The 17,072-nt window shown below is 69.1% G+C and carries 11 protein-coding genes and 4 tRNA genes; 6 read left to right on the forward strand and 9 right to left on the reverse strand.

The genetic code is table 11. The annotated features are described in order from the left end of the window. Positions 1–17: 17 nt before the first annotated feature. A complete protein-coding gene (locus AB0L60_RS02455; RefSeq protein WP_364605972.1) occupies positions 18–899 on the reverse strand; it encodes an oxidoreductase in 882 nt (293 codons plus the stop codon). Between the two features lie 282 nt (positions 900–1,181). Further along, positions 1,182–4,712, reverse strand: coding sequence for an amino acid adenylation domain-containing protein (locus AB0L60_RS02460; RefSeq protein WP_364605975.1), 3,531 nt, complete (start codon positions 4,710–4,712; stop codon positions 1,182–1,184). A 142-nt stretch (positions 4,713–4,854) separates the two neighbouring features. On the opposite strand from AB0L60_RS02460, the gene AB0L60_RS02465 reads away from it, so the two are divergent. Together AB0L60_RS02465 and AB0L60_RS02470 are read left to right on the forward strand one after the other, a co-directional pair. Then, positions 4,855–6,492 carry an AMP-binding protein gene (locus AB0L60_RS02465; protein WP_364605978.1) on the forward strand — a complete coding sequence of 546 codons (1,638 nt, stop codon included), beginning with the start codon at positions 4,855–4,857 and terminating at the stop codon, positions 6,490–6,492. A gap of 23 nt (positions 6,493–6,515) precedes the next feature. After that, the gene (locus AB0L60_RS02470; protein ID WP_364605981.1) at positions 6,516–7,385 is read left to right on the forward strand and encodes an oxidoreductase; all 870 of its coding nucleotides are present in this window, start codon (positions 6,516–6,518) and stop codon (positions 7,383–7,385) included. A gap of 3 nt (positions 7,386–7,388) precedes the next feature. On the opposite strand, the gene AB0L60_RS02475 is transcribed toward AB0L60_RS02470, so the two are convergent. Next, the gene (locus AB0L60_RS02475; protein WP_364605984.1) at positions 7,389–8,723 is read right to left on the reverse strand and encodes a salicylate synthase; all 1,335 of its coding nucleotides are present in this window, start codon (positions 8,721–8,723) and stop codon (positions 7,389–7,391) included. A 208-nt stretch (positions 8,724–8,931) separates the two neighbouring features. Here AB0L60_RS02475 and AB0L60_RS02480 point away from each other — a divergent pair, with 208 nt between their 5' ends. Together AB0L60_RS02480 and AB0L60_RS02485 are read left to right on the forward strand one after the other, a co-directional pair. Next, a complete protein-coding gene (locus tag AB0L60_RS02480; RefSeq protein ID WP_364605987.1) occupies positions 8,932–11,301 on the forward strand; it encodes a glycerol-3-phosphate 1-O-acyltransferase in 2,370 nt (789 codons plus the stop codon). Next, positions 11,298–12,827, forward strand: coding sequence for an HAD-IB family hydrolase (locus tag AB0L60_RS02485; protein ID WP_364605990.1), 1,530 nt, complete (start codon positions 11,298–11,300; stop codon positions 12,825–12,827). Before AB0L60_RS02480 ends, AB0L60_RS02485 begins: the two co-directional genes overlap by 4 nt. Here AB0L60_RS02485 and AB0L60_RS02490 read toward each other — a convergent pair whose 3' ends face one another. From AB0L60_RS02490 to AB0L60_RS02515, 6 genes are all read right to left on the reverse strand, one after another. Further along, positions 12,828–13,529 (reverse strand): polyprenol monophosphomannose synthase, encoded by a 702-nt coding sequence (locus tag AB0L60_RS02490; RefSeq protein WP_364606735.1) that lies wholly within the window; start codon positions 13,527–13,529, stop codon positions 12,828–12,830. A gap of 123 nt (positions 13,530–13,652) precedes the next feature. Beyond that, a complete protein-coding gene (locus AB0L60_RS02495) occupies positions 13,653–13,823 on the reverse strand; it encodes a hypothetical protein (protein ID WP_354830937.1) in 171 nt (56 codons plus the stop codon). A 105-nt stretch (positions 13,824–13,928) separates the two neighbouring features. Then, a tRNA-Phe gene (locus AB0L60_RS02500) sits at positions 13,929–14,002 on the reverse strand. Positions 14,003–14,059: 57 nt separating this feature from the next. Further along, a tRNA-Asp gene (locus tag AB0L60_RS02505) sits at positions 14,060–14,133 on the reverse strand. Positions 14,134–14,168: 35 nt separating this feature from the next. After that, positions 14,169–14,241, reverse strand: a tRNA-Glu gene (locus tag AB0L60_RS02510). Between the two features lie 92 nt (positions 14,242–14,333). Continuing rightward, positions 14,334–14,999, reverse strand: coding sequence for a TetR/AcrR family transcriptional regulator (locus tag AB0L60_RS02515; RefSeq protein WP_354830940.1), 666 nt, complete (start codon positions 14,997–14,999; stop codon positions 14,334–14,336). Between the two features lie 1,116 nt (positions 15,000–16,115). Here AB0L60_RS02515 and AB0L60_RS02520 point away from each other — a divergent pair. Then, positions 16,116–16,188, forward strand: a tRNA-Lys gene (locus AB0L60_RS02520). A 135-nt stretch (positions 16,189–16,323) separates the two neighbouring features. Next, positions 16,324–16,902, forward strand: coding sequence for a DUF937 domain-containing protein (locus AB0L60_RS02525; protein WP_364605995.1), 579 nt, complete (start codon positions 16,324–16,326; stop codon positions 16,900–16,902). The last annotated feature ends 170 nt before the right edge of the window (positions 16,903–17,072 follow it).

Genomic DNA, 17,072 nt, shown 5'->3' on the forward strand with positions numbered 1-17,072 from the left:
GTTCTCCGGCCTCCGGGTCAGCGGCGAACGAACGGATAGGTGACCTTGGTCAGTTGCTCGGACAGCTCCCACAGCCGCCGCGCCATCACCTCGTCCTTGGAGGCGGCGGTGGAGGTGCTGGGCCCTGGGTAGCCGCGCATGCCGCGCAGCCCGGTCGGGCCGTAGAAGCCACCCGGCTCGACCTCCGAGGTGGCGGCGAACAGCGTTGGCAGTGCGCCCATTTCGGCGCTCTGCGCGAAAAGCCGGTTGCCGATGGACATGAGCGCGTCGTACAGGGATTCGGTGTGCCCCTGCAGCTCGGTGGCGGCGTAGCCGGGATGCGCGGCCACCGACACCTTGGTGGATCCGGCGGCCGTCAGGCGACGCTGCAGTTCCCGCGCGAACATGAGATTGGCCAGCTTGGACTGCCCGTAGGCGGCCCAGCGCTGATAGGAGCGCCGCTCCCAGTTGAGATCCTCGAGGTCGATACGGCCGATGGCGTGCATGCCGCTGGAGAGCGTGACCACCCGGTCGCGAATCTTGTCCAGCAGCAGCCCGGTCAGCGCGAAATGACCGAGATGGTTTGTGCCGATCTGCATTTCGAAGCCGTCGGCGGTGCGCTTGAACGGCACCGCCATCACGCCCGCATTGTTGATCAGCACGTCGGCGCCGTCGACGGAGTCGGCGAACTCGTGGATCGAGGTCAGGTCGGCCAGATCCAGCCGGCGCACCTGGGCATTGGGGCCGATCTCGTCGGCGACGGCCCGCGCCTTGACCTCATTGCGGCACGCCATGATCACGCGCGCTCCGGCGCCGGCAAGCGCACGCGCGGTGACCGCGCCCAGCCCGCTGTTGGCGCCGGTCACGATGACCGTCCGGCCCGCCTGATCGGGGATGTCGGAGATGTCCCAACCACTCACGGGGTCGAGTCTAGGGGCGCGGCGGCGTGCTCGTCTGATCTCGGCGCGAACCGCTCCCGGATTCGGAATTTGCCGACGCCGGCCGAGGGCGCTCCGGCGCGTCGCGTCCGCCTCGCCGCCGACCCCTGCGACCTGCTCGAGCGGTAGCGTCCGCGGCCATGGACACTCTGATACAACCGGGTTTGCTGGGCGTTCTGGTGCTGATCCGACGTTCTCGTGCCGATCTGACATTGTGATCGCCACGGACACCGCGACCACCCTCACCGAGCGGGATCGGGCGTTTCAGGACAGGGCGAGGACCTCGTCGTCGGACATGGCGGCCACCTCCAGATAGAGGCGGGCCACCTCGTCCAGCCGGCCGGCAGCGCCGGCCCGCTCCTCACGATCCAGCAGACGGCGGGCCAGTCCCGCGACCGTGCGGGCCGCGAAGAAGTCGGCGACCACGGTGTCCGGGGAATCCAGCCAATCCCGCACGCGCGCGACGACCGCGGTCGCCAGCACCGAATCGCCGCCGAGGGCGAAGAAGTCGTCGGTCACGCCGACCCGCTCGCGGCCCAGCACCGTGGCGACGAGGTCGGCCACGGCGCGCTCGATATCGGTTCGGGGGGAGACGAATTCGCCGTCCCGATCACCCGCGGCCAGCAGGGTCGCAATGGCCTTGCGGTCCGGTTTGCCGTTCGAGGTGAAGGGCAGCTCGGCCAGCAGTTCGACCCGGGACGGAATCATGTAGGCGGGCAACAGGTCCGCGGCGGCCGCCGGCAGGGCCGGGATCTCGAGGGTGACGCCTTCGCCCGCCACCACGACCGCCGCGAGTTTCGGTGCGGCCGCACCGATCACCGCCGCGATGGCGTGTCGCACGCCCGGCAGGGCGCGCAGGGCGTTCTCGACCTCGCCGAGTTCCACACGATACCCGCGGATCTTGACCTGATGGTCGGCGCGGCCCAGGAACTCCAGGCAGCCGTCCGGCAGGTACCGCGCGAGATCGCCGGTGCGGTACCAGTTCAGGCCCTCGTGGGTGACGAACCGGTCGGCGGTCCGCTCGGGGTCGCCGCGATACCCGGCGGCCACGCCCGCCCCGCCGATCCACAGCTCGCCGGTGACCCAGTCCGGGCAGTCCTGCCCCGAGGGCCCGACCACCCGGCAGCGCACATTGCGGAGCGGTGTGCCGTACGGGACGGCCGACCACTCCTGCGGCACTTCGGCATTCACCACTTCACAGATGGTGGAGTGGATGGCGGTCTCGGTGGCCCCGCCCAATCCGGCGAACCGGCAGTCCGGGGCCACCGCGGCCAGCCGTCCGGGCAGCGCCACATCCACCCGGTCACCGCCGAGAATGACCATGCGCACACTGTCCACAGGCTTCCCGGCGGCCGCCTCGAGCAGCATGTCCAGCAGGCTGGGGACACAGTTGAGTACCGAAACCCGATGCCGCCGAATCATTTCGGCCCACCGCCCCGGCTCGCCGCGCTGTCCCTCATCCAGCGCGACGACCGCACCCCCGGCACTCAGCAGGCCGAAGATGTCGTAGACGGACAGGTCGAACTCCAGCGCCGACAGGGCGAGCGCCCGATCGTCAGCGCCGATCCCGAACCGCTCGTTGAGGTCGTCGATGGTGTTCATCGCCGCCCGATGCGGCACCTCCACGCCCTTCGGCTGCCCCGTCGACCCCGACGTGAACAGCACATACGCGATGGCCTCCGGATCCGGAATCACCGCCTCGGCCAACGGTTGCGGATACCGCCGCGCCTCGGTCAGCGCCAGCGTCGGCAGCCCGGCGACCTCCGCCCCGGCCGTCACCGCCGCCACTACGGCACCGATCCGCACGATCTCGTCCCGGCGCGCCGCGGGCTGATCGAACCCGATCGGCACATAGACGCCGCCGGCCGCGAGCACACCCACGCTGGCCAGGATCTGATCGGGCCCCTTCGGCAACTGCACCGCGACCGCATCACCCGGCCGCACCCCCGCCGCACGCAACGCACCCGCCACCGCGAGCGCCTGCCCGGCCAGCTCGCCATAGGTCAGCACCCGTGCTGCGGAGGCGGACGTATCCACGAGGTCGTCCTCCCAGATGACCGCGGACGCATCCGGATTCGCGGCGGCGAACTCGAACAGCCCACTGTGCAGCGCCCGCCCGCTCACCGGACCATCGGTGGCATTCACCCGGGCGCGAACCACCGCCTGCTCCACCGGAATTCGCACCGCCGCCTCGGCCTCCCACCCCGCGTCGCGGACCTCCACGTCCGGCTCGTCACTGCCCGCCAGGCGCAGGACGGCGTCGATGTAGCGAGTGAACATGGTCTCGACCATGGCGGGCGGGAAGGCGTCGGCGCGAACGTCCCAGTTCAGCAGGAGGCCGCCGCGAACCTCGGTGACCTGAGCATCGAGCAGCACCTGCGGGCCCTGGGAGATGATCCAGACCGGCTCGCCGAAAGTAGTGGTGACCTGGTCGGCGAAGAGTTCGCCGAGATTGATGGCGCTGGTGTAGACGATCGGGGCCAGCACCGGTTCGCCGCGCTGCCGGCCCAGGTCGCGCAGCACCTCGAGGCCGGTGTATCCGGAATGCGCTCCGGCGGTGTGCAATTCACGCTGCAGGGCGCGGGCCCGGTCGGTGACGGTAGCCGGCTCGGTCACATCGACCTCCAGCAACACCGAGGAGGTGAAGTCACCCACCACCCCGTCCACCTGTGGATGCACCGGTTCCCGCTGGAACAGCGGCAGATTCAGCAGGAACCGCCGCTGTGCCGACCACCCGCCGATGGTCTCGGCGAACACCGACGCCAACGCCATCGCGGGGGTGATCCCCCGCGCATGCGCCGCCGCGAACATGCGCGCCTTGGCCTCCGGCGACAGCCACCGATGCAGCCGCACGGTGCGTGCCTGCTCCTGGACCGCGGAGGCGCCCGGCAGTTCCGGCGCACCCGGCAGATCCGCGAGCCGCTGCTGCCACCACGCGCGATCGGCGGCGTGTTCCGGTGCGGGACCGGCGTGTTCGGCCAGGTACTGCCGGAACGTGTAGTGCTGCGGCGGCAGCTGCTCGCCGTGGTAGAGCCGCGCCAGGTCGGCCACCAGGATCCGGTAGCTCATGGCGTCGGCCGCGAGCATGTCCACATCCAGGTGCAGCCGGGTGCGCCCGTCCGGCAGCAGGGTCAGCGCGATATCGATGACCTGGCCGGCCTCCACCGCCATCAGCTGATGAGTCCGGCGCTCCCGCAACGCCTCCAGCGTCCGCTCCACCGATTCGGCGTCGGCCCCGCGCAGATCGGTGACACTCCAGACATCCCGGCCCGGCCGCTCCAGCGTCTGCTGGGTCCCGTCGGGCAGGAACCGCGTCCGCAACATCGGATGTCGCCGCACCAGCCCCCCGACCGCCGCCCGGAGCCGCTCCGGATCCACCCCGGCCCCGTCGAATTCGACATAGAGATGCGCCGCGACCGCCCCGAGCTCCTGGCCCTCGCCCCGCCCGACCCAGTACGCGTGCTGCATCGGTGCCAGCCCGAACGGACTTCCGTCATCCGCCTTCTCGCTCGCGGCCGCGAGCACATCGTCGGTCAGATCATTCGATTCCGCCCCGCCGAGGAGGCGGTGCCACGCGGCGACCGTGGGTTCGGCGGCGAGTTGGGCGAAGTTGACGGCCAGGCCGCGTTTGCGCCAGGAACCCGCGAGTTTCATGGTGCGGATGGAATCGAGGCCGAGCTCGATGAGGTCGGCGTGATCGGAGACGGCGACCGGGTCGAGGCCGAGGTGGCCGGCGACGGCGGTGCGGATCTCGTCCCGGGCGATGCTCGCCGCTGCCCCCTGGGGTGACGCCATTTCCGGTGGTACTCCTTGTTCGAGGGGAGGGGATGGCCGCTGCCGATCCGGAATTCGGATGTCGTTCGACAGCAGCGTAACCCATTGAGATAGGGTTGCCTAACCTATGCAAGGCCACCCTTACTAGCCAGAGGTCAGAGCTGTGACATCGACCGCATCCGCGGAGACATCGGCCGCAAAACCCGCCACGGACCACCGCGACGGCTTCGTCCCCTTCCCCGGCGACCTGGCCGAGCAGTACCGGCGGGCCGGATATTGGGCAGGCCGGCCGCTGGGCGAACTCCTGCGCGACGCGGCCCGGCAGTGGCCCGGCCGACCGGCGCTGCTGAGCGGCACCGAGACCTCCTACGCGGCACTCGATCTGGCGGCCGACCGGATGGCGCACGGCTTCCTCACCCTGGGCATCCGGCCGGGCGACCGGGTCGTCCTGCAGCTGCCCAATGTCCCCGAGTTCGTTCCGGTGCTGTTCGGCCTGCTGCGCGCCGGGATCATCCCCGTACTCACCCTGCCCGCCCACCGGCGCGCCGAAATCGAGCATCTGACAAGGCTTTCCGGCGCGGTCGCCTACGTGACGGCGGACCGGCTCGCCGACTTCGACTACCGCATCCTCGCCGCCGAGGTGAGCGCGCGCGTCCCGGCCCTGCGGCACGTCCTGGTGCTGGGCGACCCCGGACCGTTCACCGACCTGAATTCGATTCCCGTCGACGGCGATTCGCTGCCCGAGGTCGACGCCTCCGATATCGCGCTGATGCTGGTCTCCGGCGGCACCACCGGCCTGCCCAAGCTCATCGCCCGGACCCACGACGATTACGCCTACAACGCGAAGGCCAGCGCCGAGGTCTGCGACCTCGGCCCCGACGACGTCTATCTCGCGACCCTCCCGGTCGCCCACAACTTCCCGCTGGCCTGCCCCGGCGTGCTCGGCACGGTGGCCACCGGCGGCGCCATGGCCTTCGTCACCGACCCCAGTCCGGAGAGCGCCTTCGCCGCCATCGCACGCCACCGTGTCACCGTCACCGCGGTGGTGCCGCCGCTGGCCCAGCTCTGGTGCGCGGCAGTGGAGTGGGAGGACGCCGACCTGTCCTCGCTGCGCCTGCTCCAGGTCGGCGGCGCGAAGCTGGCCGAGGTGAACGCCCGCGATGTCGTCCCCGCCCTGGGCGTGCGGCTGCAACAGGTGTTCGGCATGGCGGAGGGCCTGCTCAACTACACCCGCGCCGAGGACTCCGACGAACTGGTCTGCACCACCCAGGGCCGCCCCCTCTCCCCCGCCGACGAGGTCCGCGTGGTGGACGAGCAGGGCGACGACGTCGAAGATGGCGAGGAGGGTGAGCTGCTCACCCGCGGCCCCTACACCCTGCGGGGCTACTACCGTGCCCCCGAACACAATTCGCGCGCCTTCACCCCGGACGGCTACTACCGCAGCGGCGATCTGGTGCGCCGCCTGCCCAGCGGCCACCTGATCGTGTCGGGCCGCATCAAGGACGTCATCAATCGCGGCGGCGAGAACATCTCCTGTGACGAGCTCGAGGAACACCTGCTCGCCTATCCGGGCGTCCGGCACGCGGCCGCCGTGGGCCTGCCCGATCCGGCGCTCGGCGAGAAGGTCTGCGTGGTCCTGGTGACCGCGGGCGACCTCCCGCAGCTGGCCGCCATCAAGGCCTTCCTGACCGAGCGCGGCCTGGCCACCTACAAGCTCCCGGATGTAGTGCGGCAGGCCGACGTCCTGCCCGTCACCGCGGTCGGCAAAATCGACAAGAAGGCCCTCGCCGCGCGCTACTGAGCCACACGCCCTAGGGTTCAGCCATGGGCGGGTGGAATACATCGGACATTCCTGACCAGACCGGTCGCATCGTGATCGTCACCGGCGCGACCAGCGGCCTCGGCGAGGCCACCGCGCGGGCCCTGGCCGCCGCCGGCGCCCAGGTGATCATGGCCTGCCGCAATGAGATCAAGGCGCAGGCCGTGGCCCGGACCATGCCCGGGACCGTGCAGATCCGCCAGCTCGACCTGGCCGACCTGGCCTCGGTGCGTACCTTCGCCGCGGGTGTCGAGCGCGCCGATGTCCTCATCAACAACGCCGGGGTGATGGCGGTGCCGAAACAGCGCACCGCCGACGGCTTCGAATTGCAGATCGGCACCAACTATCTGGGCCACTTCGCGCTGACCGGTCTACTGCTGGACCGGATTTCGGAGCGGGTGGTGAACACCTCCAGCATCACCCACTTCATCGGCCGAATCGATCTGGAGGACCTGAACTGGGAGCGGCGCGCCTATTCCCGTTTCGGCGCGTACGCGCAGTCCAAGCTGGCGCTGCTGCTGTTCACCTACGAGCTGCAGCGGCGGCTGACGCTCACCGGCTCGCCCACGCTTTCGGTGGCCGCGCACCCGGGCTATGCCGCCACCGAGATCAGCTCGGAGACCCAGAACCTGCTGGAGCAGATCGTCGGGCTCGGCAATCGGCTGGTGGCGCAGAGCGCCGAGATGGGCGCTCTCCCAACGCTGTACGCCGCCACCGGCGCGGTCGAACCGGGCGGCTACTACGGGCCGGACCGGTTCAACTGGCGCGGTCACCCCGCCAAGGTCGGCTCCAATGCCGCCTCCCACGACGAGAAGACCGCCCGGCAGCTCTGGGAGCTGTCCGAGCGGTTGACCGGGGTCGAGTTCGGCGTCTGACGCTCAGGCGCGCACCACGTACGGCGCGACGCTGCCGAGTTTCTCGCAGGTCTCCTCGAATTCGCGTTCGGGCCGTGACTGCCCGACGACGCCCGCGCCCGCGCGCAGCCACGCGCCCGCACCGGTCTGGTAGACCGCGCGCAGCACCAGCGTCGCCTCCAGCGCACCGTCGGGCGAAACCGTCACCACCGCACCGGAATACAGACCGCGCGGATCGTGGTCGAGGCGGAAGACCGCATCGACGCCCGCGGCCTTGGGAATCCCGGAGGCGGTTACCGACGGGAACAGCATCTCCAGCGCGTCCCACGGGCTGCGGTCGGCCGCGAGCCGCCCGCGCACCGTGGAGGCCAGGTGCTGCACGCTGCCGCGCTCACGCACGGCCATGAAGTCCGAGACCGCGGTGGTGTCCGGCTCCGCCACGGCCGCGATCTCGGCGAATGAGGTCTGCACCGAAATGGCGTGCTCGACAATCTCCTTCGGATCCCGCACCAGGTCGGCGCGGGCGGCCAGATCGACCTCGTCGCCGCGCCCGAAGGCCCGGGTCCCGGCCAGCGGCTCGGTGGTGACCACCCGGTCCCCGTCCACGGCCGCGACGAGTTCCGGGCTGAAGCCCGCGGCCTCCAGCCCGCCCAGCCGCAGCAGGAACGAGCGCGCCGGGGTGTTGTGCACGCGGCCCAGCCGGTAGGTGGCCGGAATGTTCACCGCGAAGGGCAGTTCCACCTTCCGCGACAGAATCACCTTCTGGTACTTGCCATTCCGTATCTCGGCGACGCCGGTGGCCACCCGGTCCCGGTAGCCCGTCGGATCCACGGTGACGTCGACCGGGTGCGCGACCGGCAGCGGCGTGTCCTGCGCGGCCGCGATCAGCGCGTGGATGTCGCCGGTCTCGGACGGCGTCGCACCCGACACCCGCACCCCCGAGGCGTCGATGCGCACCTCGATGCGCGGAATCATCAGCTGCGCCAGCGTCGCTCGCGGGTGCACGTGCGCGGTCGCGCCCAGCGACCAGGCACAGAACTCGAATCCGATCCACCCGAACGCGTTCCGGCCATCCAGCGGCAGTGCGGCCAGCGCGCCGTCGACGGCGTGCGCCGGATTCCCCGTCCACGGCCCGGCGGTGGTGCGCCCGTCCCAGCTCACCCGCAGTTCGTTCGCGTCCAGCTCGACGCCGCCCAGTGGGTCGGCCGCGAACACCCATTCGCCGGGCCGCTCGTACACCACGTATTCGCCGAAGCGATCCGCCGCCGCCAGCGCGGTGACCGCCGCGACCGGATCGGTGACGTGTTCGCCCCACCGCTGCTCCCCCTCGAGCCGTACCCGTTCGTCAGCGACCGACACCAAACCTCCAAGGTTATGCTTACCTAACTTGATTAGTGAGGTTAGCATTACCTTTCCCAGAGTGGGGAGGGGTCGATCGCGACCTGCGTCACGACGCCCCGCGCCGCCCCGAAACCCACGCCCCGACCGGGGAATTGCCCGACCTACCGACCGACGCCGCACGTTTGGGCTTCAATGGATCGCAGCGGCTCATGCGGAGGTAACCAGAATGCTCGATCATGACAGCCGGCTCCCCGAAGCCGCGCTCACCGCTCCGCAGTCCGTGGTCGCCCTGGTCGACGCCGCCTCGCAGGTGGAGCGCGCCCTCGTCGGACACTGGCTGGCCGAGGGCGGCATCACCCAGGAGTTCGGCACCGCCGCCCCCGTCACCCAGCTCGACCTCGACCCCGAGGCCGTCACCGCCCGGCTGGTCGGGCGCAGCGACGATCCGCTGGTGGTGCCGGTCCGGGTGCTGTGGCTGCCGCCCGAGCGAGACGGCGTGCGCCGCACCACCTTCAGCGATCTGCTCACCCTCACCAACCCGCGCAAACCCAACCGGCTCATGCAGCGGCGGCTGCTCAGCAAGGCCCCCGACCGGCACCTGGTGCTGACCGGGCAACCCGCCCGGCTCAGCGAGCTGCGCGCCAACAATCCCGGATCCGCCGGTGCGCCCGACGCTTTCGGGCGGGCCATCGTGCGCGCCGGCATCGTCGCCCTGGAACGCGCCGAGCGCGCCGTCATCGGCGACCGGTACAAGGTGCCGCGGCTGGTGGTCGAGGAAATCCTGGACTCGCCCGAATTCCTGCGACGGCTCGACGCCATCGCCGAGGAGACCGGTGTGCCCGCCCGCGAGGTGTACCGGCGGGCCGAGAAGGGCCTGCGCGAACTCGTCGCGGCACAGAGCCGGCTGGTGTCGGACCTGTTCACCCAGGCCATGCGGCCCGTGCACGCCTCCACCTGGAAGGTCGACGCCGACGAGTCCGGGCTGGACCGGCTGCGCTCGCTCAACCGGCGCTACCCGCTGGTCTTCCTGCCCTCGCACCGGTCCTACGTGGACGCCTTCGTGCTCGGGGACATCCTGGCGCGCAACGACTTTCCGCCCAATCACGTGGTCGGCGGAGCCAATCTCAAGTTCTGGCCGATCGGGCCCATCGCGCGGCGCACCGGAACCGTGTTCATCCGCCGCAGTTTCGGCGACGACGAGGTGTACAAGGCGGTCGTCGAGGAGTACTTCGCCTACCTGCTCACCAAACGCTTCAACCTGGAGTGGTACTTCGAGGGCGGGCGCACCCGCACCGGCAAACTCCGGCCGCCCCGCTACGGACTGCTGAATTACCTTGCGGCCGCGCTGCGTTCGAAACGCATCGACGACGTCATGCTGGTGCCGGTATCCATCACCTACGAGCGGCTCAACGAGATCGGGGCCATCGCCCTCGAACAGACCGGCGGCCGTAAACAACCCGAGGGCCTGACCTGGCTGGCCCGCTACGTGCGCAACCAGCAGCACTCGGCCGGGCGCGTGTACGTGCGCTTTGGGACGCCGCTCTCGGCCCGCGACCGGCTGGCCGTGAACGGCGATCCGCTGACGGTCCACCCGAATCCGCCTTCCGAGCGGACCCTCGAACTCGAGCACCTGGCCGTGCAGCGGCTGGCCTTCGAGGTCGCCGTCGGCATCAACGACGTCACCCCGATCACCGTCAACGCCCTCACCACCCTGGTGCTGCTGGGCGTGCACGAGCGCGCCCTCACCCGCGGCGAACTGCGCACCGCCATCGCGCCCGTGCTCGGCTACATCCAGCGCCGGAACCTGCCCAGCGGCGAACTCGACGCGCTGCGCGACGATCACGGGCTGGCCGTGGTGCTCGAACAGCTGGCCGTCGCCACCGTGGTCACCGTGTACCGCGGCGGGCTGGAACCGGTGTACGCCATCAATGCCGGGGCACACCTGGAGGCCGCGTTCTACCGCAACAGCGCCGTGCACTGGTTCGTCAACCGCGCCATCCTCGAACTGTCCATCCTCACCGCCGTCGAGGCGCCCGAGGGCGATCAGCTCCAGGTCGGCTGGGAGGCCGCCTTCCGGCTGCGCGACCTGCTCAAGTTCGAATTCTTCTTCCCGGAGCGGGCCGAATTCACCAGCCAGCTCACCGCGGAAATGCTGCTGGTGGACCATGACTGGCATCAGCGCACCGCCGCGGGCACCGTCGGCTCCGACATCCTGGCCCGGCTGGCCGAATCCGGGTTCATGATGGCGCACCGGGTGCTGCGCTCCTTCTTCGACGCGCAACTGGTGGTGGCCGAACGGCTGGCCGCCCGCGACCCGGTCGCCGAGGTCGACAAGAAGGCCCTCATCGACGAATGCCTGCAGGTGGGCAAACAGATGCTGCTGCAACAGCGGCTGCACAGCCCCGAATCGGTGTCCTCCGAATTGTTCGGCAGCGCGATCAAACTCGCCGACAACCACGGCCTGCTCACCCCCTCCGACGAACCCGCCGATCTGGCCGCCCGGCGCAGCCGCTTCGCCGCCGAACTGCGCGCCATCGGCCAGCGCATCTCCCGGGCCGCCACCCTCGACCCCTCCAACCGCCTGGAAGCGCTATGACACACCGGGTCCGGGGGATCGGCGCGGGCCGGCCCGCACTGCCGCTCCGGCCCGGCGTCGGCGTCACCCAGCGCCCGGTCGGCGCACAGGATCTCGGCGCGGCCCTCGAAGCCGTGCGCACCGGACCGCAAGGCCCCCGCGTCGCAGCGATTTTCGACTTCGGCGGCACCGTCGTCCACGGATTCAACCCGCCGCCGCTGCCCCGGCGACTGCTGCGGCGCTGCAGCACCCAGGGCGCGCTCACCGCCACCCTGCTCGGCAGTATCCGCGGGGCGCGCAGCGAGGGCGAGTACGAGCGCTTCCTGCAATCGGTGATGTACAGCTGGGCCGGGACAGCCGAGGACGAGCTGGCCCGGCTCGGGCGACAGGCGTTCGCGCGCAGCGTGTACGGGCACATCTATCCGGAGGCCTGGCGGCTGGTGCGCGAACACGAGGCGGCCGGGCACACGCTGGTGCTGATCAGCTCGGTCACCTGCTACCAGGTGCGGCCGGTGGCCGAAGAACTCGGCGTCCCGCACGTGCTGTGCACCGCCATGGCCGTGCAGGACGGCGTGCTCACCGGGCACGTGGAGGGAAAGCCGCTGTGGCGCAACGGCAAAGCCGACGCCGTGCGCCGCTTCGCCATCACCCACGACATCGACCTCACCCAGAGCTGGGCCTACGCCGACAGCGCCGCCGACCTGCCGCTGCTGCAGACCGCCGGGCACCCGGTGGCGGTGAATCCGGATCCGCGCGTCGTGCTGGAGGCGGCCGAAAAGGATTGGCCGGTGCTGCATTTCCGGCCCCGGCAAGCGCCCGGGGCCACCGACTACGCCCGCACCCTGGCCGGATTCACCGGTCTGCTGGGCGGGGCCCTGTTCGGCGTGGCCGCCAAGGCACACACGAAACAGCGCCGCCAGATGGCGGATTCGATGATGACCTACGCCGCGGACACCACCCTGCGCGGCACCGGAGTGAAGGTCCGCGTGGTGGGCGCCGGGAACGCCCGCGCCCCACGCCCGGCCGTGTTCATCTTCAACCACCAGAGCCAGTTCGACATCGTGGTGCTGGCCGAGGTGCTGGGCACCGGATTCACCGGCATCGCCAAGCGGGAGATCACCAAGAACCCGATCTTCGGTCCCCTGATGCGCTTCGTCGAGGTGACCTTCATCGACCGCGCCGATACCGCGGCCGCCAAGGCCGCGCTGGAACCCGTCGTCGACACCCTGCGCGGCGGACTGTCGGTCGTGATCGCGCCCGAGGGCACCCGATCCCTGACCCCGCGCATCGGGCCGTTCAAGAAGGGCGCGTTCCACATTGCCCGGCAGGCGGGCGTGCCGGTGATTCCGGTGGTGATCCGGAATGCCGGCGAAATAGCGTGGCGCAATTCGGCCGTGTTGCGCAAGGGCGTCGTGGACGTGGCGGTCCTACCGCCGATCGATGTCAGCGGCTGGGATCCGGCCGATATGGACGCCGAGGTGGAACAGGTCCGGCAGCTGTTCGTGGACACGCTGCTCCACTGGCCCGAAAGCCGCCCCGGCGGTTAGTCAGACAGCCCGACCGAACAGCAGTTTCCACGGCATGGCCGCGGACTCCAGCTGCACCTTCAGGCTCATCTTGGACGCGCCCTTGGTGCGCTCCTCGAAACGGATCGGCACCTCGGCGATCGAAATGCCCTTCTTGACCGTCCGGTAGTTCATCTCGACCTGGAACGAATAGCCGTTGGACCTGATCGAAGCCACGTCGATGGCGCGCAGCGTGTCCGCCTTCCACGCCTTGAAACCGGCGGTCGAGTCCTTCACGCCCAGGTGCAGAATCATGTTCACGTAGAAGTTGGCCCAGGCCGACAGCGCCTTGCGGTACCACTTCCACTCCGCCGCCGTGGAACCCCCGGGAACATAACGGGATCCGAGCACCACGCCGGCGTCGGTGGACTCCAGCTTGTCCAGCATGGCCGGGATGACCTCGGCCGGGTGCGACAGGTCGGCGTCCATCTGAATGACCACGTCGGCGCCCTCGTCCAGCGCCCGGGTGATGCCGGCGATGTAGGCCCGGCCCAGACCGTCCTTCTCGGTGCGGTGCAGCACGCCCACCACGTTCGGCAGGTCGGCGGCCAGCTTGTCGGCCACCTCACCCGTGCCGTCGGGCGAATTGTCGTCCACTACCAGCACATGCAGGTCGGCCACCGGTAGCGCGGTCAGCCGCTCCACCGCCACCGGCAGGTTCTCCCGCTCGTTGTAGGTCGGCACCACCACGGTGACCTTCAAGGTTTACCCTCCCGCTTGGTCGTTTTCTGGCTACGAAACCGTACCTGGTCAACCTGAGTGCCTCGTGAGCGCACCGAACGGCGCGTCACCCCCGTCACTCCGGCGTCAGTCGTCCTCTTGGTCCGCGCGCCGATTTCGTTCCCGCACAATATCCAACGCCCGCTCCGCTGTCGCCTTATCCGGATAAGGCCCGATCCGATCGCCGACCCAACAGGTCTTCCCCTGCTCCGCCTTCTGATGGGAGATGCAGTAATACCACTGGTTGTCTTCAGCCATGAGGTCCAGCATTCCACCAAGATCAGACCCACAGGTCGAAAAACACGCGGAGAGCCCGGGAATGCGGAAAGACCCCGTCCGAGGGACGGGGTCTTCCAGATCCGGTGGCCAAGGCCGGGATCGAACCGGCGACCTTCCGCTTTTCAGGCGGACGCTCGTACCAACTGAGCTACCTGGCCGTAGGCACCCGATTCGAATGCCACGCTGTACCACTTCTTGCCATGCAAGGAGTCTTGCGACCCTGACGGGACTCGAACCCGCGACCTCCGCCGTGACAGGGCGGCGCGCTAACCAACTGCGCCACAGGGCCTTGCTCTTGCTCCGACAACGATGTTGCCATCGTTGTACCCCCTACGGGATTCGAACCCGCGCTACCGCCTTGAAAGGGCGGCGTCCTAGGCCGCTAGACGAAGGGGGCCCGCCGGATCTCTCCGGACCGTTTGCTCAACGGCTTCCGTTGGGAGCGGAGATAGCTTATGACAGGCTCCGCGTGATTCCCAAATCAGCTGGTCAGAGTCCCAAGTTGAGATCTTCGAGCCGGGCGGACACCCGCCAGCCGGTGCGGCGGAACTCCTCGGTCCACTCGGGTGTCGCGGTGGCTTCCACGATCACCTCGAGCGCCTCGGCGAACCGGGCCCGCAGATCCACCGGGCCCGCCAGCACATCGGAGATATAGCGCTGGCCCGCCAGCGCCGCCGCCAAGGTGCGGGTGAACCGGTCCGGATCCGAATCCGGGCGCAGTTGTTTGTGCTCGGTCGCTTTCACCGCGAGCTGCCGGATGGCACGCCCGAGGATGCGGCCGCCGCCGGCCTGGATGTCGCGGTAGAACTCCGGCTCGATGATGAGCCGGAACTCCGCCTGGATGATGATGTCGTTCTCCAGCCGCAGCGCGATCTCGTCGATCATGCCGTGCAGCACATCCAGCGGACCGAGATCGGTTCTAGCGAGCCACCTTTCGGTCGATGCCCGATAGCGGTCGACCGCCGCCTCCAGCACCGCACGAGCCAGGTCCTCCTTGGAGTCGAAGTGAAAGTACATGGCCCCCTTGGTCGCCCGGGAACCTTCCAATATGCGGTTGAGCGAAGCAGCGGCATAGCCGCTCTTCCCGAACTCAACGGCGGCGGACCTGATGATCGCCGCGCGTGTCCGGCGGGCCCGCTCTTGCTGCCGTGCCATGCTCGAAACGCCTCCGAAGCTAGCTAACCGTCGCCGACCGCCGCGCGGCCTCGACGCAAAGTTACGTGTCTTTCAAATACTTCAAAACGGGCTTCGCCCGGAATTACCAAACTTCTGGTACGAAAAAGCGCGAAAAACTTGAAACACACCAACAGGTATAGTTTTTCCCGCCCGGGTGGACCACAGGGGGTGCGCACCCGGGCGTTCATCGTCCTGGTCCGCCTCCCCGCAGCTTCATCGTATGGGAGCCGCGATCGGCCAGACCGGTCGCGACACGTTCGGGCACATCAACGATAAGCCGAATCCCGTGCCGCCGGGGCAATCCCGGTTCCTCGGGAATTCACCAGTCGGTCACCGTACCCGGAAAGCGCACCCAGCGTGAGGTGTACCGGAAAGTCAGTTAGCCAGCACACCTCCTATCAAATGCCGCAATTCCCCAGCAATCGTAAGGATGATTGGTTCGAATCGACGAATTCGCCCATATCCCACCGATGTTCGGCCGGCCGATCGCCGCCGCGCGCGCTGTCCACACCGACACCGCATCGCCGCCGAGCCGCCGCCCCCACGCCCGCGCCGACTCCGACCGGTTTCCACCCCCAGCTCCAAATAGCTTGCCACACATCACCATTGGATGATATTCACACTCCAGGGCAACGAAACAAACTGAGTGGCAAGGCGATTGCCGGACCCCTCGGCACCGGCAATCAGCGCCCGCTTACCGGGCCGTCCAGAACCCATCGGGCAATGGACACGGCGAAACCACGCCGCCACCCCACCCCGCCCACACTCCGCGCCGACCCCGTCCCACCCCCGGGTCCACCTTCTCGCGGTGCCGCACCGACCGGTCCGCACCCTCACAGGGCCACATCGTCCCCCCAACCGACCGCCCCGGCTCCCCGAGCCCCGCCGATCGGCACGGCCCGTCACCCCAACGGCACACCGCGTCATTCCCCACCCGGACGCCACCGGTCCCCGTGGTTCCCCGCCGTGCGCCCGCGCCGCACCGGCCCGGCCCTCGACGGCACATCCTGACCTGCGTAAATACCGTCTGCCAGAGCGCAATCGGATACTCGTTTAACACTTATGGGGTCGGCCCATTAAACTGACGTCCCGCACGCCCCTATAGCTCAGTTGGTAGAGCTACGGACTTTTAATCCGCAGGTCCCAGGTTCGAGCCCTGGTGGGGGCACCCCCACGCGAGGGGCCCGGAACGATACCTCCGGGCCCCTCGCCACATCTGCGAATCTGTAGCAATCCATCCGGACTTCACCTACCGTGGCCGGAGCAGAGCTTTTCCCGGGAACCATCACCACAGGCGGAGTTCATGACTTCCTTCGATGACCTGCTCTCCAATGTCCCAGTCGCCCAGATCGCCGAGCGGCTCGGCGTCGACGAGGCGACCGCGAAGACGGCGATCGATGCGGCCGTCCCTGTGCTACTCGGCGGCTTCCAGGCACAGGCCGGCAACCCCGAGGTCGGAATGAATCTGGAGCACGAAGTCGCCGGCCAGCCGCACGGGCTGCTCGACGGCGGTGTCGATATGAATCAGGTGGACATCTCCAACGGCAGCCAGATCGTCGATCAGACCTTCGGCGCCGAGAAGACCACGGTGATCAGCGCTCTCGGTAATGTCGGCGGTAGCAACATCAGCCAGGACCTGATGAGCAAGCTGCTCCCCATGCTCGCGCCGATCGTGCTGGCCTACCTCGGCAAGAAGGCCCTGGGCGGGGGCGCGGCCGGCCAGTCCGGCGGCGGGATCGGCGATCTGCTCGGCAGTCTGCTCGGCGGCGCCACCGGTGGAAACAGTGGCGGCGGTCTGGGCGACATACTCGGCAAGGCGGCCGGCCAGAACGCGGGCAGTGTGCTCGGCAACGTGCTGGGCGGGCTACTGGGTAGGAAGTGATCGGGCATCTCGACCGGATGCGCGGCTAACGAACCACGGCCCACGGCGATACACCCGTCGCTGCGGGCCGCTTGTCATATGACATCTCTCACCTACGCCGCAATGGCGCACATGTGAGTTTCACATCACCCTACGGTCACGTAAGGTATGGGCGCGGCGGCAGGCCGGCG

Origin of the sequence: Nocardia sp. NPDC051981, assembly GCF_040680715.1 — a bacterium.
Classification (GTDB): Bacteria; Actinomycetota; Actinomycetes; order Mycobacteriales; family Mycobacteriaceae; genus Nocardia.

What these genes read in the sequence shown, in the direction of transcription:
- AB0L60_RS02460 (WP_364605975.1), bottom strand. Translation starts at nt 4,712, where the DNA reads ATGGCGTCACCCCAGGGGGCAGCGGCGAGCATCGCCCGGGACGAGATC.
- AB0L60_RS02470 (WP_364605981.1), top strand. Translation starts at nt 6,516, where the DNA reads ATGGGCGGGTGGAATACATCGGACATTCCTGACCAGACCGGTCGCATC.
- AB0L60_RS02480 (WP_364605987.1), top strand. Translation starts at nt 8,932, where the DNA reads ATGCTCGATCATGACAGCCGGCTCCCCGAAGCCGCGCTCACCGCTCCG.
- AB0L60_RS02485 (WP_364605990.1), top strand. Translation starts at nt 11,298, where the DNA reads ATGACACACCGGGTCCGGGGGATCGGCGCGGGCCGGCCCGCACTGCCG.
- AB0L60_RS02495 (WP_354830937.1), bottom strand. Translation starts at nt 13,823, where the DNA reads ATGGCTGAAGACAACCAGTGGTATTACTGCATCTCCCATCAGAAGGCG.
- AB0L60_RS02515 (WP_354830940.1), bottom strand. Translation starts at nt 14,999, where the DNA reads ATGGCACGGCAGCAAGAGCGGGCCCGCCGGACACGCGCGGCGATCATC.
- AB0L60_RS02525 (WP_364605995.1), top strand. Translation starts at nt 16,324, where the DNA reads ATGACTTCCTTCGATGACCTGCTCTCCAATGTCCCAGTCGCCCAGATC.